General features: G+C 54.9%; 17 protein-coding genes. 9 read left to right on the plus strand and 8 right to left on the minus strand.

Annotated features, from left to right (window positions below; genetic code table 11):
• Positions 1–20: 20 nt before the first annotated feature.
• The 6 genes from CPA50_RS00325 to CPA50_RS00350 form a co-directional block, all read right to left on the minus strand.
• Entirely contained in the window at positions 21–707 is a 687-nt protein-coding gene (locus CPA50_RS00325) for a response regulator (RefSeq protein WP_096782258.1), read from the minus strand.
• Positions 708–794: 87 nt separating this feature from the next.
• Positions 795–1394: a rhodanese-like domain-containing protein gene (locus CPA50_RS00330; protein WP_096780521.1), complete on the minus strand. Its 600-nt coding sequence runs from the start codon at positions 1392–1394 to the stop codon at positions 795–797.
• A gap of 99 nt (positions 1395–1493) precedes the next feature.
• Positions 1494–2315, minus strand: a complete 822-nt coding sequence (locus CPA50_RS00335) for an ABC transporter permease (protein WP_096780522.1) — start codon at positions 2313–2315, stop codon at positions 1494–1496.
• The gene (locus CPA50_RS00340) at positions 2312–3040 is read right to left on the minus strand and encodes an ATP-binding cassette domain-containing protein (RefSeq protein ID WP_096780523.1); all 729 of its coding nucleotides are present in this window, start codon (positions 3038–3040) and stop codon (positions 2312–2314) included. The genes CPA50_RS00335 and CPA50_RS00340 overlap by 4 nt, the downstream gene beginning before the upstream one ends.
• Positions 3037–4011, minus strand: coding sequence for a YVTN family beta-propeller repeat protein (locus CPA50_RS00345; protein ID WP_096780524.1), 975 nt, complete (start codon positions 4009–4011; stop codon positions 3037–3039). The genes CPA50_RS00340 and CPA50_RS00345 overlap by 4 nt, the downstream gene beginning before the upstream one ends.
• 42 nt (positions 4012–4053) lie before the next feature.
• Positions 4054–5226, minus strand: coding sequence for an ABC transporter substrate-binding protein (locus CPA50_RS00350; protein WP_096780525.1), 1173 nt, complete (start codon positions 5224–5226; stop codon positions 4054–4056).
• Positions 5227–5391: 165 nt separating this feature from the next.
• Here CPA50_RS00350 and CPA50_RS00355 point away from each other — a divergent pair, with 165 nt between their 5' ends.
• Together CPA50_RS00355 and CPA50_RS00360 are read left to right on the plus strand one after the other, a co-directional pair.
• Positions 5392–6630, plus strand: coding sequence for a histidine kinase (locus CPA50_RS00355; protein WP_096780526.1), 1239 nt, complete (start codon positions 5392–5394; stop codon positions 6628–6630).
• Entirely contained in the window at positions 6627–7283 is a 657-nt protein-coding gene (locus CPA50_RS00360; protein WP_096780527.1) for a response regulator transcription factor, read from the plus strand. The genes CPA50_RS00355 and CPA50_RS00360 overlap by 4 nt, the downstream gene beginning before the upstream one ends.
• Positions 7284–7295: 12 nt before the next feature.
• Here the strand turns inward: CPA50_RS00360 and CPA50_RS19830 are convergent, their stop codons facing one another.
• A complete protein-coding gene (locus CPA50_RS19830) occupies positions 7296–7949 on the minus strand; it encodes a pentapeptide repeat-containing protein (protein ID WP_096780528.1) in 654 nt (217 codons plus the stop codon).
• 69 nt (positions 7950–8018) lie between these two features.
• Positions 8019–9818: a methanol/ethanol family PQQ-dependent dehydrogenase gene (locus CPA50_RS00370; protein ID WP_179397183.1), complete on the minus strand. Its 1800-nt coding sequence runs from the start codon at positions 9816–9818 to the stop codon at positions 8019–8021.
• A gap of 420 nt (positions 9819–10238) precedes the next feature.
• Between CPA50_RS00370 and pedF the strand changes: the two genes are divergently transcribed.
• From pedF to pqqA, 7 genes are all read left to right on the plus strand, one after another.
• Positions 10239–10667, plus strand: a complete 429-nt coding sequence (gene pedF, locus CPA50_RS00375) for a cytochrome c-550 PedF (protein ID WP_096780530.1) — start codon at positions 10239–10241, stop codon at positions 10665–10667.
• Between the two features lie 58 nt (positions 10668–10725).
• The gene (locus CPA50_RS00380) at positions 10726–11652 is read left to right on the plus strand and encodes a substrate-binding periplasmic protein (RefSeq protein ID WP_227519432.1); all 927 of its coding nucleotides are present in this window, start codon (positions 10726–10728) and stop codon (positions 11650–11652) included.
• 6 nt (positions 11653–11658) lie between these two features.
• Positions 11659–12456 carry a quinoprotein dehydrogenase-associated SoxYZ-like carrier gene (locus tag CPA50_RS00385; RefSeq protein ID WP_096780532.1) on the plus strand — a complete coding sequence of 266 codons (798 nt, stop codon included), beginning with the start codon at positions 11659–11661 and terminating at the stop codon, positions 12454–12456.
• Positions 12453–13403 carry a quinoprotein relay system zinc metallohydrolase 1 gene (locus tag CPA50_RS00390; RefSeq protein WP_096780533.1) on the plus strand — a complete coding sequence of 317 codons (951 nt, stop codon included), beginning with the start codon at positions 12453–12455 and terminating at the stop codon, positions 13401–13403. The genes CPA50_RS00385 and CPA50_RS00390 overlap by 4 nt, the downstream gene beginning before the upstream one ends.
• 210 nt (positions 13404–13613) lie before the next feature.
• Positions 13614–15389: a PQQ-dependent methanol/ethanol family dehydrogenase gene (locus CPA50_RS00395; protein ID WP_096780534.1), complete on the plus strand. Its 1776-nt coding sequence runs from the start codon at positions 13614–13616 to the stop codon at positions 15387–15389.
• A 192-nt stretch (positions 15390–15581) separates the two neighbouring features.
• A complete protein-coding gene (locus tag CPA50_RS00400; protein WP_096780535.1) occupies positions 15582–17102 on the plus strand; it encodes an aldehyde dehydrogenase family protein in 1521 nt (506 codons plus the stop codon).
• 354 nt (positions 17103–17456) lie between these two features.
• Complete coding sequence (gene pqqA / locus CPA50_RS00405) at positions 17457–17528, plus strand: pyrroloquinoline quinone precursor peptide PqqA (protein WP_007153157.1); 72 nt, start codon at positions 17457–17459, stop codon at positions 17526–17528.
• Positions 17529–17574: the final 46 nt, after the last annotated feature.

Here is a 17574-nt window from a genome sequence, read left to right on the forward strand (position 1 = left end):
TGCAGTGAGCACTGATGCTCTTATCGTTTCAGGTACTGGCTGAAGTCTACATCACCGGCGGCAAGAATGGCCTGCACCCGGTTGTGCACCGAGAGCTTGCGCAGAATTGCTGAAACGTGGGCTTTGACTGTGGTTTCGGCAATATTGAGGTTGTAGGCAATCTGTTTATTGGATTCACCCTTGGACATACGCTCCAGCACAAGCAGCTGGCGGCGTGTCAGAGAGTTCAGAAGCTCCGGAGAAATCGGATTACTGTCATTGCGATGGCGGCGCTGACTTTCCTTGCCGGTCCGGATAATGTCGGATGGCAGGTAGACGTTGCCATTCAGGATCTGCTGTATCGCCTCGGTCATCTGGGCGCGGGGTGAGGATTTGGTAATGAATCCTATGGCCCCGTAGGTGATGGCCTGTAATACCACCTGTTTGTCTTCCTCGGCGGATACAATCACCACCGGAATCGTGGGTGCTTCGTTGCGCAGGGCGATCAGGCCGTTCAGGCCGTGCATCCCGGGCATGTTCAGGTCGAGCAGAATCAGGTCCAGATCGTCGTGCTCCCGGGTCAGCGCAATTGCACTTTCAAGATCCGCAGTTTCGATTACGTCGCTGCCGGCAAAGCCGGATTCGATCACGCTGGTAATGGCTTCCCGGAACAGTGGGTGGTCGTCCGCGATAAGGATTTTGTAGGCTACTTCCGGAGTTTCCGTCATCTGAGGTTCGCTTTGCGCCAGTGGTTGGTTGTCTCTGTCAGCATAGCTTTTTTTCGAGTCGATAGTTGCAGTCAGCATGTATATCCCTCAATTGTTGTTTTGGTGCTGAGCAGTGAATTCAGGCTGTATCGGGTCGGCTGGCTGTGTCGGGAGGCCTGCATTTTGCCAGCTGTCGACGCCATCTTTATACCAGTACAGTGTTTTAAATCCAGATTCGGAAAGGCGTTTTACTGCATTCCAGGAGAGCCAGCAGTCGGACTTGCACAAGACTGCGACCGGCTGATCCTGGTCGTTGTCCGTGAGCTGGCGAACATTGTTGATCAGGTAATCGTGCCAGTCCTTGTTCAGTTCACCTTGCCCGGTGTTGGGTAGCCAGTGAGCTGAGGGCAAGGAGTGGTGAGGTTCTGTCTGCAGGAAACGGTTGTGGCGGAACTCGAGATTAATAACATCGATGATCACCAGTGCCGGCTCATCCTTGATCAGCTCCTCCATAGCTTTGGTGTCGACGGTGACAGCTCCGGTGGCCTGCCCTGGCGTCGGGCTCCGGTATCGGTCCACACGATAGCCCGCATCGGAAAACAGCCCGGCAGATTGCGGGTCAGTACTTGCAGTGGCATTCCCGGCGATGAGCGGCAACAGGAGCGTGAGCGGAATCGACAATGCTAGCTTGACTAAGGGCCTGAACACTGGACTGAACCTCGATTTATTATTGTGATGCTGCCATTACACGGTATGTCGCAGGTCAGGTGAATGAGACCATCGCACCAAAAAAGAAGCACTAAAGTACTATTCTCGCGCGAGGGGTGATGATGGGCGAGAGGCAAGAATCCGGGTGCGCTGAGGCCGGAATCCGGCTGTTGCCAGTGTGGCGAGCACCAGAGTGACTGTTGCGGTAATACCGAATGCCAATGGGTTCCATTGCAGGTAGAGGGCGAACCGGATTGCTTCTACTGCATGGGTAAACGGGTTGAACTGGCATAGCCAGTACAACCAGGGGCTGGCTTCCTGCATTTTCCAGAGTGGATACAGAGCCGAGGACAGAAAGAACATCGGGAAAATGACAAAATTCATCACGCCGGCGAAATTTTCGAGTTGCTTGACCCAGGTTGCAATCAGCAGGCCGAATGCGCCCAGCATCAGCGAAACCAACAGAACCGCTGGCAGCACTGCAAGATAACCCCATGCGGGTGGTTCCACGTCGAGAAGCCGGGCCACCAGAAGGAACAGATACACCTGTGCGACTGATACGATGCCCATGGAGAGTAGTTTGGTGATCAACAGAAAGGGGCGTGGCAATGGGCTCATCAGCAGCACCCGCATGCTGCCCAGTTCGCGGTCGTACACCATGGATAGCGCACCCTGCATGCTGTTGAACAGGATGATCATGCCGCACAGCCCTGGGGCGATATAGGTCTCATAGGTGATGTAGGTCTGGTAGGGCGGAATAATGGAAATCCCCAGAACCGCCCGAAAACCCGCAGCAAAGACCACCAGCCATAACAGTGGCCTGACCAGCGCGCTGAAAAAGCGGGTTCTTTGCTGCCAGAAACGCAGCCATTCCCTGGCCTGAATGCCTACAAAGCAATGCCAGTAATGGGCAGCTTTCATGGTGATCCGGCTCCGGTCAGGGTGTGGAAGGTTTCGGCCAGATCACGGGCACCCTCAGCTTCGCAGATGGCGTGCCCCGTCCCGTCAGCCAGTAACTGCCCCTGGTGCAGGATAAGCACCTGGTCATTCTCATGTACTTCCTCAATCAGGTGTGTGGCCCAAAGCACGGCCAGCCCGTCTTTCTCACATAGCGCCCGTACATGCTCATTAAGGGCCTGGCGGCTGGCAACATCCAGTCCTGCCGTGGGTTCATCCAGTAAAAGCAGCGAAGGTTCATGGAGCAGAGCGCGGGCAATTTCCACGCGCCGGCGATGACCTCCATTGAGTTTACGCACGGCATCGTTTGCGCGATCCAGCAATTCAAATCGCTCCAGTTCCCGGTCACCCCGTACCCGGGCTTCCTTGCGGGATAACCCGTGCAGCGCGGCGTGATACTGCAGGTTCTGACGCACGGTCAGGTCCAGATCAAGGGCATTGTGCTGGAACACCACGCCGATCCTGCGCATGGCTTCGGCTGGCTGCTTCTTCAGGGACTGACCCGCCAGCAGGATATCGCCCTGTTGCAGTGCCAGAAGCCTTGTCAGTAGCCCGAATAACGTGGATTTGCCAGCGCCATTGGGCCCAAGCAGGGCGTGGAAATGACCAGAGGCCAACTCGAAGCTTACGTCCCTGAGCACAGGCTTGTCGCCGTAGCGAAAGCTGATGTTGCTTGCCTGGATGGTCACGACGACGGATCTATGACCACGCCCCAGGGGTAGCGGCCGACCTTGATGGTTTTGATCACCTTCATGGCGTCCACATCAATGACCGATACATCTCCGGACACGCCATTGGTGGTAAACAGGCGTTTCTCGTCCTTGTCCAGATCCAGTTGCCAGACCCGGCTGCCAACAAGCAGATAATCCAGCACCTCATAGGTTTTGGCATCCACCACCGCAACATGGTTGGCTGGTCCAAGGGCCACGAACGCATATTTGCCGTCGGACGTCAGCCTGATACCTACAGGCTGAACACGGTCCTGGTTAACGCCGCGCACCTTGAAAGACATCTCATGGATCTGTTCCAGACTGTCCACATCAATGATGTGCACGGTGCCGCCGATTTCCGAGGAGGCCCAGGCAATCTTGCTGTCTTTGCTGAATTCCACATGTCGGGGGCGTTGCCCGATCACAATGTTTTTCTCTATCTCGAAGGTTTCGGTATTGATCCAGTGCAGCATACTGGTGGTTTCGGACGTATTTACTGCCCATTTACCATCCGGGCTCACAGCCATGCCTTCCGGTTCAATGCCTACATCAATCTGGGCCAGCACATCTTTGTTGGTTACATCCACTACGGTCACGATCGCATCGTCTTCGTTGGCGATGTACAGGTGTTTGTTATTGGGGTGCAGGGAGAACTGCTCCGGGTCTTCACCGGATGGCAGGCTGTCGATGATCTTGCGGGTGGCCAGGTCCAGCACCTGCACTGTGTCATCGTCGCTGGCGCAAATGTAAAGTCTGGTGTGATCCTTGGAGAGCAGAATTCCCCGGGGGCGTGCACCGACATCAATAGTGTCGATCACCTCCATGGATTCGATATCAATAACCGATAGCGTGTTGTCTTTTTCGTTGGACACGTAAGCCAGGCTGGCAAGCGCAGGCGTAGACAGTCCGATCATAGCGGCCAGGGCTGTCTTTTTGAGTAAGGATTTCATGAAATAACTCCTTCTTGTTTTAAGTAACTGCAGTCAAGGCGGTCAGCCGTTAATGCGACAGTTGCTCTCGGGCTTGTCGAAGCCGAGCGTGTCCATGTCAGAATTTGGGTGCAGGAAACCTTCAAACGGTGCCCGGGCTACCAGCCCCCTGGGATGTACCAAAGGCACAGGCTGTCTGAGTTGCCCGTTCCAGTCGCGGTAGTTGAGCTTGCGACCTTTGAAAGCGGCCAACTGGAATCTGTCGCTGTACAGGAAGCTCCGGATTTCGGCTGGGCTCGGGTTGTTGATGCCTGTCACTGCTGTGCCAATCGAGCGGATAGCGGCCCAGGCAGCATAGTCCTCACTGTTCATGTCGCGGCTGGCGAGTTTGCGAAAGCGGCTCTGCAGTTGTGCTGCTCCCCAACTCTCCACTACCCGGTGCCAGGCCACTGGCGACATACCCTGTGTGCCGACCACGGGGCGCGGCAGCCAGGTATTGAAGGGGACGTACTCGCCGAAATCACCGCGAACATCGGCCACCACGACAGCGTCGTAATTGCTGGCCTGGGTAAACAGAGGCAGTTCCTTCGAAGCTGTCCTGCGAAGATCGGCATCGAAAGTCCAGAGTTTGTCCTCAACAATTTTCAGGCCGAAGCGTTTGGCGGAGCGGCGGAAAGCATCGGCCCAGCCTTTGTCGGCATCTGTCGGCCCGCCGATCAGGAAAACCTCATCCCAGCGGCGCTGGTTCAGCCACTGAGCCAGTGCGTCCGTCAGCATGGCGTAGCTTGGCATGGTGTGTAGCAGGTTGAGGTTGCACTCATCGGTGCGAAGTTTGTCGTCCCTGGCTCCAGCGTTGAAGAACAGCGTTGTTTCCTTCGCCCTGGAGGTGATTGTTTCCAGAGTCTGTGCCGGAGCATTTATCACGAACAGCTCGATACCCTTCCCGAGCATGGTTTCGAAGGCTGTTATGGCTTCCTCTTCAGAGTTGGCGCGGGTGCTTTGAAGGGTGTAAGTCTGGCCAAGGAATTTGCCGCTGGCGTTGTTGTCCTGTATGGCCAGCTCAGCGCCTTTCAGGCCAGCGTCCTCCGGTTCCGGGAGGACGTTGGACAGCACAGGCCCCTGGTCTGGGTGCCATTGCACGTAGCCGACGCGAACCTCCAGAGATTCGGCCTGCAGTGGGGCCGCGTTGACTAGCGTTATCAGTATCGCTGTTGCAGCTCTGAACAGGACAGACATGGAATTCTCCGGTTTATTGTTGTGCCTTCAGCTTAGAGAAGGGAAAAAGTCCCGAAAATATCCAGAAAGTAGGAAAGTGGCAGTACTAAAGAACTATTCCTGTCAAAAATGATGCCTTTAGCATGGTTGTAATGGTGGCTGATGCCTCGAACAGGATAAAAACCCATGACGGCGTACCGGAAGATTTCCCTGACAATGCTGACGGTGTTTATCCTTGTTTACCTGCTGGGCGCTGTCTTTTACATCGGACAGGCCCGCCATGATGTGCAGCGTGAACTCATTGGTGTGCATGGCCTGGCTGATAGTCTGGGCAGCCCGGGAAACCTGCCTGCGAGTGTGGTTGAGAACATGCGCCACATGCGGCCATTGGCTGGAACTGCCAGCGCCGCAAAGGCCGGTGACAGCGTGCCCTCCTGGTTTTCATCCATGATTGCGGGGAATGTCTCCTTTGCTCCGGTCAATGGCTGGAGGATTGATCCATCTGATGAGGCAGAAGAAATCTGGGAAGGCTTCCTGTTGATCTCGTTTTCATACGCTGTGGGTATGGTTTTGTGTTTTGCCGCCCTCTATGGTTCTGTCAGGCAGGGATTGCGGCCGCTGGAATCTCTGGCCTCCGGCCTGGAAGCCGTGGCTGGAGGCAAACTGACCTCCAGGCTTCCGCGTCAGGATATCCGGGAACTGGATGCGCTCGCAGGGAGGTTTAATACCATGGCCGTGGCACTGGAGAATGAACAAAAAACCGTTAGCCTCCTGCTGAACGAGTTGCTCCAGTTACAGGACCGTGAGCGGTCGCATATTGCCCGTGTTTTGCACGATGATCTGGGCCAGTATCTCACCGGCATCCGCGCTCAGGCGCGGAGCTGGGTTTATGACCCGGAACTTGACGAGCAACACAAACAGCAAGCCAGAGATATGGCGGGGCATTGCGAAACCCTGCAGCAGCACTTTCGCCATCTGTTGCAGGATCTGCACCCGCTGGTGATGGAGCAACTGGGGCTTGGCAGTGCCATCCGCCACCTTACAGAACAGTGGCAGCAACTGAGTGGGCTGGACTGCCGGCTGGATATGGATGATCGTTTGCCCCAATTGACGGATGAACAGCAGACCCATCTCTATCGTTTTCTCCAGGAGGCTCTCAATAACATCTCCCGCCATGCCAGGGCCAGCTGTGCGACTCTTGCGGTAGCAGGAAACACCCAGGGCTTGCGGGTAGAGATTCGTGATGACGGCGAGGGCAATGACAACCTCCCGGAAAAAGCCGGGCTTGGCCTGCGTTCCATGCGGGAGAGGGCTCGTTGTCTTGGCGGTAAAGTTCAGTTTTTCAGCAAGGCTGGTGAGGGCACCTGCATCTGTCTGGCGGTGCCGCTGCCCAATTCTGGTTCAGGTTCGGGAGGTGCGTTATGAAATTGTTGCTTGTGGACGACCATCAGGTTGTACGTCAGGGAATTGCCAGCCTGTTGCGGTCCATGATCCCGGCCATCGCTATTGTTGAGGTTGAGACCGGGCTGGATGCTGTGGCCCGTTACGGGGATTTACAGCCCGACGTGGTGCTTCTGGACATGGGGTTGCCGGATATTTCCGGGCTGGAAGCCGGGCGTCGGATCCGCCAGCGCTGGCGTGGTGCCGCAATATTGTTTTTCACCATGCATGATGAGCTGCCTATGGTCAGGCAGGCACTGGATGTGGGCGGGCTGGGGTTTGTATCCAAGAGCTGCGCCCCGGAGGAGTTGGCGGAGGCCGTCAAGAGAGTGGCTGCGGGCCAACCTTATATCGAACACCCGATAGCGACCCGGCTGGCTATGAACGTGGAAAGGCCGGTGGATCATCGCCTGCGTGATATCACTCAGCGGGAGATGGAGGTTCTGTTGATGTATGCCCGTGGTGAGAGTATTCCCGGTATTGCCGGGCGTTTGTGCGTCAGTAATAAAACGGTTTCCAATCACCTGGCCGTGCTGAAAAACAAACTGCAGGTATCTTCATCGGTAGAGCTGATTCACCTGGCCGTGGATGCAGGGCTGATTCGCTACGGCCAGCTGGGAGAGGGTCAGCGGGTGTAAACCCGCCAACGGTTACCAGTCAAAAGGGCAGTTTGTGCAGCCTTCCATGAAGGTGCCTACAAAGGTGGCGTAGTGTATCCGGGCTCCTGTCAGATCGGCGTCCGCCAGGTTGGCTCGGCCGAGTTTGGCTTCCTGAAGGTTGGCTCCGAGCAAACTGGCACCTTTCAGGTTGGCTTTCGGCATCCATGAAATTTCAAAACTGGTGAATGCCAGATTGGCGTTTGGCAGTGATGCTCCCGAGAATCTTGAGAAGGCAAAGTTGGCGCCTGTAAGGTCTGCGCCGCTAAAATCCGACCCTTGGGCAAACAGGTATTCGGCCTGCATGCCCTGAAAGTTAACGTTTTTCAGTGACGCTCCCCGCATGCTTGCACGGTACGCCTGCAAACGGTACCCAGTGGCGTTGTCCAGGTTTGCACCATCCAGATTGGCGCCCCTTAGGTTGGTATGGCTGAGGTTGGTTCCCGATAGATTGGCCCCTTTGAAGTCCGCAGAGCTCAGGTCCATATTGGACAGGTCCGCACCCCGCAGGTCCATGCCGGCGCAGCTGGCTTCCTGTTCAAGAACACAGCCGTTAATGACTGGCGCCTTATCCTTGCCTGCAAGGTAGTCACCGGCTAGTACTGGTGAGCACAGCGTAATCATGGAGGCGGCTATAACTGATTTCATGACATTTACTCCCGAACGGATGTTCGAAAACAGGGCCTGGCATAACGCCAGGCCCTGGCCGGAGGCTGGTTATTTCGAGGCCTGTGCCCAGGATGGCATCTTGAAGACCCAGAATGACCCGCCCTGGGAAATGGGCTTGGTCAACTCGGCCATGTCGCCACCCCAGAGTGGCACTGCGCCGCCATAACCGGATGTGACACCGATATACTGTTCACCATCCATTTCCCAGGTGATCGGGGGAGAAATGATTCCCGAGCCAGTCTGGAACTTCCAGAGTTCTTCGCCGGTTTCGGCATCAAATGCCTTGAGGAAGCCGTCACCTGTGCCTGTAAACACCAGGCCGCCTTTGGTGGCGAGAACGCCCGCCCACAGAGGCATGTTTTCCTTGTGCTCCCACTCGATCTCTCCGGTGATCGGGTTCATGGCTCGCAGGATGCCAACATGGTCGTCATACATGCGCTTGATACGGAAGCCCTGGCCCAGATAGGCAGCACCTTTTTTGTAGGTGACTTCCTCAGTCCAGTAGTCCTCTTTCCAATGGTTGGCTGGCACGTAGAACAGGCCGGTGTCCTGGCTATAGGCCATGGGGTTCCAGTTTTTGCCTCCGAGGAAGGGAGGGGAAACCTCAATAGTCTCGCCGCGGGTCTCACCCTCGGCTACTGGTGGTGGCCGCTGCCCTTCTACTTCTATGGGACGGCCGTCTTCGCCGATTCCTTTAGCCCAGGTAATGTTGTCCACGAACGGGAAGCCCTTCTTGAATTCTCCGCTGGTGCGATCAACTACGTAGAAGAAGCCGTTACGGTCAGCATGAGCTGTAGCTTTTACAGTCTTTCCATTCTCGTCGTACTCAAAAAGAACGAGTTCGTTGTTACCGGAGAAATCCCAGGCATCATTAGGTGTGTGCTGGTAGAACCACTTCACTTCCCCTGTGGAGGGGTCAACGCCTACCTGACCAGATGTGTACAGGTTGTCGTAATCAGCCGGGTCACCGCCAGGTGATGTTCGCTTCCAGGTATTCCAGGGAGCCGGGTTGCCGGCGCCGACGATGATTGTGTTGGTCTCGGCATCGAAACTGGCGCTCTGCCAGGGTGCGCCTCCGCCCTGACTCCAGGCTTCAACTTTTCCGGTTTCAGTATTCGGGTCATCGGGCCAGCTTGGCGCGCTGGCGTCACCGGTAGGGGTGCTTTTCTTGCCGTTCAGGCGGCCGTAATGTCCTTCAACAAACGGACGCATCCAGATTTCTTCGCCGGTATCAGGGTCACGGGCAAACAGCTTGCCCACAACGCCGAATTCATCGCCGGAGGAACCGTGAATCAGGAGAACCTTGCCGGTTTTCTGATCTTTAGCCAGGGTGGGTGCTCCGGTCATGGTGTATCCGGCTTCGTGGTCGCCGAACTTTTCCCGCCACACAACTTTCCCTGTGTCCTTGTTCAGGGCAACAATGCCTGCGTCCAGAGTGCCGAAGAAAACTTTATCCCCGAAGATGGCTGCGCCGCGGTTGACGACGTCGCAGCATGGCCGGATACCATCAGGCAGCCGGTGATTGTATTCCCAGAGCTTGTCGCCGGTTTTGGCGTCCAGAGCATAGATGCGCGAATACGAGCCGGTTACATAGACAATGCCATCGTGGATGAGAGCCTGGGACTCCTGGCCACGTTGTTTTTCATCACCGAACGAGAATGACCAGGCAGGGACCAGTCGCTCAACGTTGTCACGGTTGATGGTTGTCATCGGGCTGTAACGCTGTGCTTTGGGGCCGATGCCATAGCCAAGAACGTTTTCTGTTGTTTCCGCATCGTTGGCGATGTCGTCCCAGGTAACTTCTTTTGCCTGGGCCTGCAATGACAATGCGACTGATGAGCTCAGCATCAGGGCCAGGCCTATTCCGCGTACAAGCGGGTGTTTCTCAATGGTGGTTTTCATGGTTTCCCCTTGATTTTTGTTGTGACCACAACGTCCTGCTTCTGACGTCGACGCAATGAGTATTAGCGTTGCAGCCGAGTGTAAGCGACGGAAAAAATCATGATGAATGCGGGAAAATGCCGCTAAAAACCGGGAAAAGTTCCCGGCTGTATCGCTTGTCGCTGAGAAGTAGGAGGTTTTTCGAGAGCGCCTCAGGCTCTCATGCTTTAGCCCTTGCTCTGACCGTCTACTACCAAGGAACTACACCAAAACCCCCAAAGTGGCATTCGGATCAGGCTGCGGGGTTCCTAGACTTGAGACAAGCAGTCTGGTGTTTGATAAACCCTAACGCCTGGGCATCAAGATCCGAACAAAGAGGTACTAACAATGACAACGTCCTTTTCTGTAAAAACACTATTCGCAGCTGCGCTGTTTGGCATGGCTGGACTGGTAATGGCGCACGGTAATGTAACGCCGCAACCCGTAGATACAGGGGACCTGCCAGATCTGGGTACAGAGCCCCTGGCAGAGAATCCGTTTCGGGAGGGCAGTTCCAAGGGTGACCTGAATGCCCAGGCCGTAGCTATCGGTGAGAGCGGTTATGCCGGGAACTGTGCGGGTTGTCATGGTATCCAGGCTATGTCGGGCGGCCTGACACCGGATCTGCGTGAGCTTTCTCCCTGGGACGATGAGTACTTTATCGGTCGTGTCATGAACGGAACTGATCGGGGGATGCCCTCTTTCAAGAGCAACCTGGGGCAGACTGCCATCTGGGCCATCAGAACCTATGTGGAATCTCTTCCTGCACCTGAGTAATCAGTCGTTGGTGAAGGCAGGAACATAATCCTCAAGGCGAATGTCAGAAGGGGTCACAGTGAAAATCACTCGATATTTGATGGCATTGGTGTTGTTTTTTGTCGCTGGCTTTGTGGTCGCTCAGGAGGGTGTGCTCGACCGGCCACCGGAGCGAACCTACGACATCGTAGTGGCCTCAGGGTTCCTGAAAGTAGGTATGTACGAAAATTTCCCGCCTTATTCTTTTGAACAGGATGGTGTTGCCAGGGGCATTGATGCGGATATTGGCAGATATATTGCCAAAGAGCTGGGGGTCGAGTTCCAGCCCCACTGGATCGTGCCGGATGAAACTCTGGGCGATGACCTCCGCAACAATGTTTGGAAAGGCCATTACCTGGCAAAGCGACGTCTGGCAGATGTGATGATGCGTGTGCCCTATGACAAGAAATTCGCCTATATGCAGGATTCCACCGGGGAGTACATGAACGAGCAGGTGGTGCTGTTCGGCCCGTACCAGCAGGAGCAGTGGCAGATCGGATTTAACCCGGAAATGATCCAGGATGTCTCGACCATTGCCCTGTTTCAGTATCACCCGATTGGCGTTGAGATCGATACGCTGCCTGACTTCTATCTCAGCTCGACCCTTGGTGGTCGGTTACGAAATCAGGTTCACCACTTTCCGAACGTGGCGACTGCATTCGATAAGCTGGAAGCTGGAGAGGTCAGTGCTGTGATGGGAATGCGGGCCGAGATTGATTTTGAAATGCAGCAGCGCGCTGGCAGTGGCCTGAAAACAGCATCCAATGGGTTTCCCGGTATTGGCAAGCAAGTCTGGGATGTCGGGGTAGCAGTCAAACATACCCATCGACAACTGGGTTACGCGATAGAGGCCATTATTGACCAGATGGTTCGTAATGGTGAGATGGAGGCTCTGTTCGGTCGCTATGGCCTGAGATACACGATACCCGCCTACTATGATGAGATTCTGGGTGTCCGGGAGGAGTAAATTGCTATGACACAACTCTGGGCAAGAACAGCGCTGCTCGCAGTGCTCGGTATGGGGTGGTCTGCAATTTCGCAGGCTGGAATTCCTGAAGATCCGTTCGACTCTCCAATGTGGACGTACAACCTTAACAAGTATCTGGGTGACAATCTCAGTGTCGTGATCGATCCCAGCGTCCGGCTTGAAGTGCCACCTTTTGCAGAAAATTCAGCCCAGGTGCCTTTGACCCTGAACCTGGAAGCCTTTGCCGGCACTATTCGCAAGGTGGTGGCCTGGGTTGACCTGAACCCGATTCCGCATCTGTTTACCTACGAACCGGGTGAGCGTCTGGCGGAGGTCATTGCGCTGAATTTTCGGGTTCAGCAGGCGACGACTGTCAGAGCGGCGGTGCTCGACAGCGACGGAGTGTGGCATATGGGTGGTGCGTTTGTTGATGCTGCCGGTGGTGGCTGTACGGCACCCAGTATGACCGCCGGTAATCCTGACTGGGAAAAGGAATTCGGCCAGATTCGTAGTGGTGCATTTTCCCGGGCGGACCACATTCGCTTCAAGGTTAATGTCATGCACCCGATGGATTCCGGCATGGTCGGAAACATTCCCGTTTTCCACATAGAGCAGGTGCAGTTGAAGCAGGCAGAGAATACTGTGCCATTGCTTTCAATGAACCTGTCGGAATCAGCATCCGAGAACCCGATGTTCGTTTTTGAGCTGGAAGGCAACGACCCGGACCTGATCCTGTGGATGCGTGACAATAACGGCAATGTCTTTGAGCATAGTCTTGGTGAGAAGACAGGGGGTGCCCAATGAGTGCCTGGCACCGGTTCGCCGCTTTCGCCCTGTTAACCCTCATCTCACTGTTCCCGGTTGTCCATGCGGCGGAGCTCAGGTACGGGCTCAAGCCAGTGGAAATCGCGCCAGGTGTCTGGGTGGTTGAGGGTCGTACTGAGAATTTTTCCCGCATCAACGGTGGCAATATCGTCAATACGGCTTTCGTGATTACCAGTGTCGGCGTTGTTGTCATTGATACAGGGCCATCCCGCCAGTATGGCGAGGAATTGCGTGCTGCGATTGCTGAGCATACCGATCAGCCCGTCACCCACGTGTTGCTGACACACCATCATCCGGATCATGTGTTTGGTAACCAGGCGTTTGACCCCTCGACGTTATATGCACTTCCGGCAACCCGGGAACAACTGGCGTCTGACGGAGAAGCATTCTCTGACAACATGTACCGAATGATCGGTGACTGGATGCGGGGAACAGAAATTGTTCTGCCAACCCGCGAGGCTGTTCCGGGCGAGTTGGTGGTGGGCGATCACCGTTTTCAGTTGATGGCCTTTACCGGACATACAGGTGCCGATCTGGTGGTGTTCGATGAGACCAGCAAGACGCTGTTTGCCTCTGACATGGTGTTCTACAACCGTGCACTCACAACCCCTCAAACCCCGGGCCTGAAAGTCTGGGCTGCAGAGCTGGAGCAGCTTGAGGCGCTTGATTTTGACCGGCTGGTGCCTGGTCATGGTCCGGTTGTTCACGACGGAGTGGCATTTGCCCAGATGAAAGACTACATCACCTGGCTGGACAGCATGATGACTGAATCAGCCCGGCAGGGGCTGACCCTAAGCGAAGTTATGGATCAGCCAGTTCCCCCACGTTTTGATACCGTGGCGGAAAGCCGGTATGAGCTGATACGGACAGCCACACACCTGTACTCCGATTACGAGAAAGCGTCGCTTGGCGCACTGGCCCGATAGCCTGTACAGGGCCTGAGTAATGTTAAAACCCGCAGCCTGCAAGCTGCGGGTTTTTTTATGCCGTAAGAGGATTACTACCAAGTGATTAGAGAAGTTGGTCGGGGGAGCAATTGTTGCGGACTGCGAGACGTCCAAGAATTGGTACAGAGGCGGGAAGATTTCCCGGCTCGCCGCCAAAACTGAAAACAAGAGACTTTGGAGAGCGCAACCATGAGATCGAACAAGATCGGTAAGCAGTTCGCAGCCAGTGCACTTGCCCTGGCTGTTTCGCTAGGTGCCCAAGCGGTCACCGACCAGGACATCCTGAATGACCAGGACACAGCTGATGACGTCGTCAGTTACGGTATGGGTCTGCAGGGGCAGCGTTATAGCCCCATTGATACGCTGAATACCAGTAACGTCAAAAGCCTGCAACCTGTGTGGGCATTTTCGTTTGGTAGCGAAAAAATGCGTGGGCAGGAATCCCAGCCAATGATTAAAGATGGCGTCATGTATGTGAGCGCTTCATATTCCCGGGTCTATGCCATTGATGCGATGACCGGTGAGGAAATCTGGCAGTACGATGCCCGCCTCCCTGACGGCATCATGCCGTGTTGCGATGTGGTCAACCGGGGCGTCGCCCTGTATGGCGATCTGGTGGTCTTTGGCACTCTGGATGCCAAGCTGGTTGCGCTGAACAAAGACACAGGTAAGGTCGTCTGGATCAAAAAGGTAGCGGACTATCAGGCCGGTTATGCCATTACCGCTGCGCCAATCGTCGTCAAAGGCAAAATTATCACCGGTGTCTCCGGCGGTGAATTCGGTATTGTCGGTAAAGTTGAAGCCTATGACGCCAAAACCGGCGACCTGGTCTGGACCCGACCTACGGTAGAAGGCCATATGGGCTATGTCTACAAAGATGGTAAGGCCGTAGAGAACGGTATTTCCGGTGGTCAGGCTGGTCTGACATGGCCCGGTGATATGTGGAAAAACGGTGGTGCGGCAACCTGGCTGGGTGGAACCTACGATGCCGGTACCGATTCGCTGTTCTTCGGTACCGGCAACCCGGCGCCCTGGAACTCGCATCTGCGCCCTGGTGACAACCTCTTCTCATCCTCGCGTCTGGCTATTGATCCGGATGACGGCAGCATAAAATGGCACTTCCAGACCACGCCTCACGACGGTTGGGATTATGACGGTGTCAATGAACTGATTTCTTTCGATTACAAAGAAAATGGCAAGACGGTCAAGGCAGCAGCTACAGCAGACAGGAACGGCTTTTTTTACGTGCTTGACCGTACCAATGGTGAGTTCATTCGAGGGTTCCCGTTTGTAGACAAGATCACCTGGGCTACCGGCCTTGATAAAAATGGCCGCCCGATCTACAACACCAAAGATGGTCGTCCTGGCGATCCATCCAAGGCGGGAGGCGATAAAGGCGAAAGTGTCGTCGCCCAGCCCGCTTTCCTTGGTGGCAAGAACTGGCAGCCCATGGCTTACAGCCAGGACACCGGGTTGTTCTATGTGCCCTCCAATGAGTGGTCCATGGATATCTGGAACGAAGCCGTATCCTACAAGAAGGGAGCAGCCTTCCTGGGCGCGGGTTTCACCATTAAACCGACCAATGACGAGTTCATTGGTGTCTTGCGTGCCATGGATCCTAAAACCGGTAAGGAAGTCTGGCGCTACAATAACCCTGCACCACTTTGGGGTGGGGTCATGACGACGGCGGGCAACCTGGTATTCACTGGGACGCCGGAAGGTTATCTGAAGGCATTTGACGCCAGAACAGGAGAGGAACTGTACAAGTTCAATACCGGCTCGGGTGTAGTCGGTACGCCGGTTACCTGGACCATGAACGGAGAGCAGTACGTTTCGGTTGCATCCGGCTGGGGCGGTGCGGTTCCACTTTGGGGAGGCGAAGTTGCCAAGGTTGTCAAACACTTCAACCAGGGCGGCATGGTCTGGACTTTCAAGCTGCCTGAAGACCGGGTAGTCAGCCGTTAATTATGGCTATCAGCGGGGAGGGTCGCTATGCGGCCTTCTCTGCGCAACGAGTGTAGTTTTTTCATCTAATACCAAATAACGAGTGTTACGCACCGAAGGAATTATTTCAGGAGTGCGTTTTCGGGTCTACAGTTATCGGGTAAACGCTAGAAATGCGTTGTCCAGCGTCAAACACAACAAGAGGTCTAACTCATGATCTACGCACAACCAGGCAAGGACGGATCCGTCGTCTCATTCAAATCCCGTTACGGGAATTACATTGGCGGCGAGTGGGTTGCTCCGGTTAAAGGGCAATACTTTGAGAATATTACCCCTGTGACGGGTGATGTAATCTGTGAAATTCCTCGTTCTACGGCGGAAGATATCGATCTGGCTCTGGATGCGGCGCACAAGGCAGCTCCGGCGTGGGGGCGTACGTCAGCAGCAGAACGCTCCAATATCCTTCTGAAAATTGCTGATCGTATTGAAGCGAACCTTGAAGCACTTGCAGTTGCAGAAACCTGGGATAATGGCAAAGCCATACGCGAGACGCTGAACGCAGATATTCCATTAGCTGCAGACCACTTCCGTTATTTTGCTGGCTGCATTCGTGCCCAGGAAGGGCATATGGGTGAAATTGATCACAATACAGTGGCTTATCATTTCCACGAGCCGCTGGGTGTTGTTGGTCAGATCATTCCCTGGAACTTCCCGATCCTGATGGCTGCATGGAAACTTGGGCCGTGCCTGGCTGCAGGTAACTGCACCGTGTTGAAACCAGCTGAGCAGACACCTGCAAGTATTCTGGTTCTGATGGAGATCATTGGCGATCTGTTGCCGCCGGGTGTTCTTAACATTGTGAATGGTTACGGTATCGAAGCAGGGCAGGCTCTTGCGACCAGCAAGCGCATCGCCAAGATTGCATTTACAGGTTCTACACCCGTTGGCTCCCACATTCTCAAGTGTGCTGCCGAAAACATCATTCCTTCAACAGTAGAGCTGGGTGGCAAGTCCCCGAACATCTATTTCTCTGATGTTATGAAGGCCGAGCCTGAGTTTGTAGACAAATGTGTTGAAGGTCTGGTTCTCGCATTCTTTAACCAGGGGGAGGTCTGCACATGTCCGTCCCGTGCCCTGGTTCAGGAAGATATGTTTGAAGAATTCATGCAGAAGGTTGTTGAACGCACCAAGGCAATCAAGCGTGGTAACCCGCTGGACACCGATGTTCAGGTAGGTGCGCAGGCCAGCAAAGAACAGTTCGACAAGATCATGTCCTATCTCCAGATTGGCAAGGACGAGGGCGCGGTTGTGCTCACCGGTGGTGACCGTGAAGACGTTGGTGACGAATTCAATAACGGCTTCTATATCCAGCCCACGCTGTTCAAGGGCGACAATAACATGCGGGTATTCCAGGAGGAGATCTTTGGCCCGGTTGTTGGTGTGACCACTTTCAAAACCGAGGAAGAAGCGCTCGCGATCGCCAACGATACCGAGTTTGGTCTTGGAGCCGGTGTCTGGACCCGCGATACCAATCGGGCTTATCGCATGGGCCGCAGCATACAGGCTGGCCGGGTGTGGATGAACTGTTATCACGCGTATCCTGCGCATGCTGCTTTTGGCGGCTACAAGAAGTCGGGTATTGGCCGTGAAACCCACAAGCTTGCCCTGGATCACTACCAGCAGACCAAGTGCCTGCTGACCAGCTATGACAGTAACCCGCTAGGCTTTTTCTGATCGAAGTGTTACTGGCCAGCTCCTTCACACAGGCTGGCCAGTGGCCCTGCACGAGGGACGTGCACCTTTGTTTCCTGGGGCTTCCAGGGAACCCTTTGCTGAGAGTCGGGATTGTTGTGTCACTCTCTTTTGGCCCGTTACGGGCCTTTTTTTGTTTTTGTCTTCTCTGCCTGAACTCCTGATTCCGGCTTTGGAATTGATCCCGTTGCCCATACAACTTATGGCCTTGCCAAAACAGTGCGAAAGTACCATATGGCCCCCTGTTGTCTGTCTTTAGGATGGATTGTGGGGCATCGGCAATGCCGCCGATCCACCCTTAATGCACAAATAATCATGACAAAAGAGGTGAGCATTATGTGGACCAAGCCAGCTTACGAAGATCTGCGTATCGGTTTCGAAGTCACTATGTACTTCGCCAACCGCTGAAAGCTGAAACGGCCAGCGTGGTATTGCTGGCCGTTTTACTTCCGGA

The organism is Marinobacter sp. ANT_B65 (genome assembly GCF_002407605.1).
In the GTDB taxonomy this organism is placed as follows: domain Bacteria; phylum Pseudomonadota; class Gammaproteobacteria; order Pseudomonadales; family Oleiphilaceae; genus Marinobacter.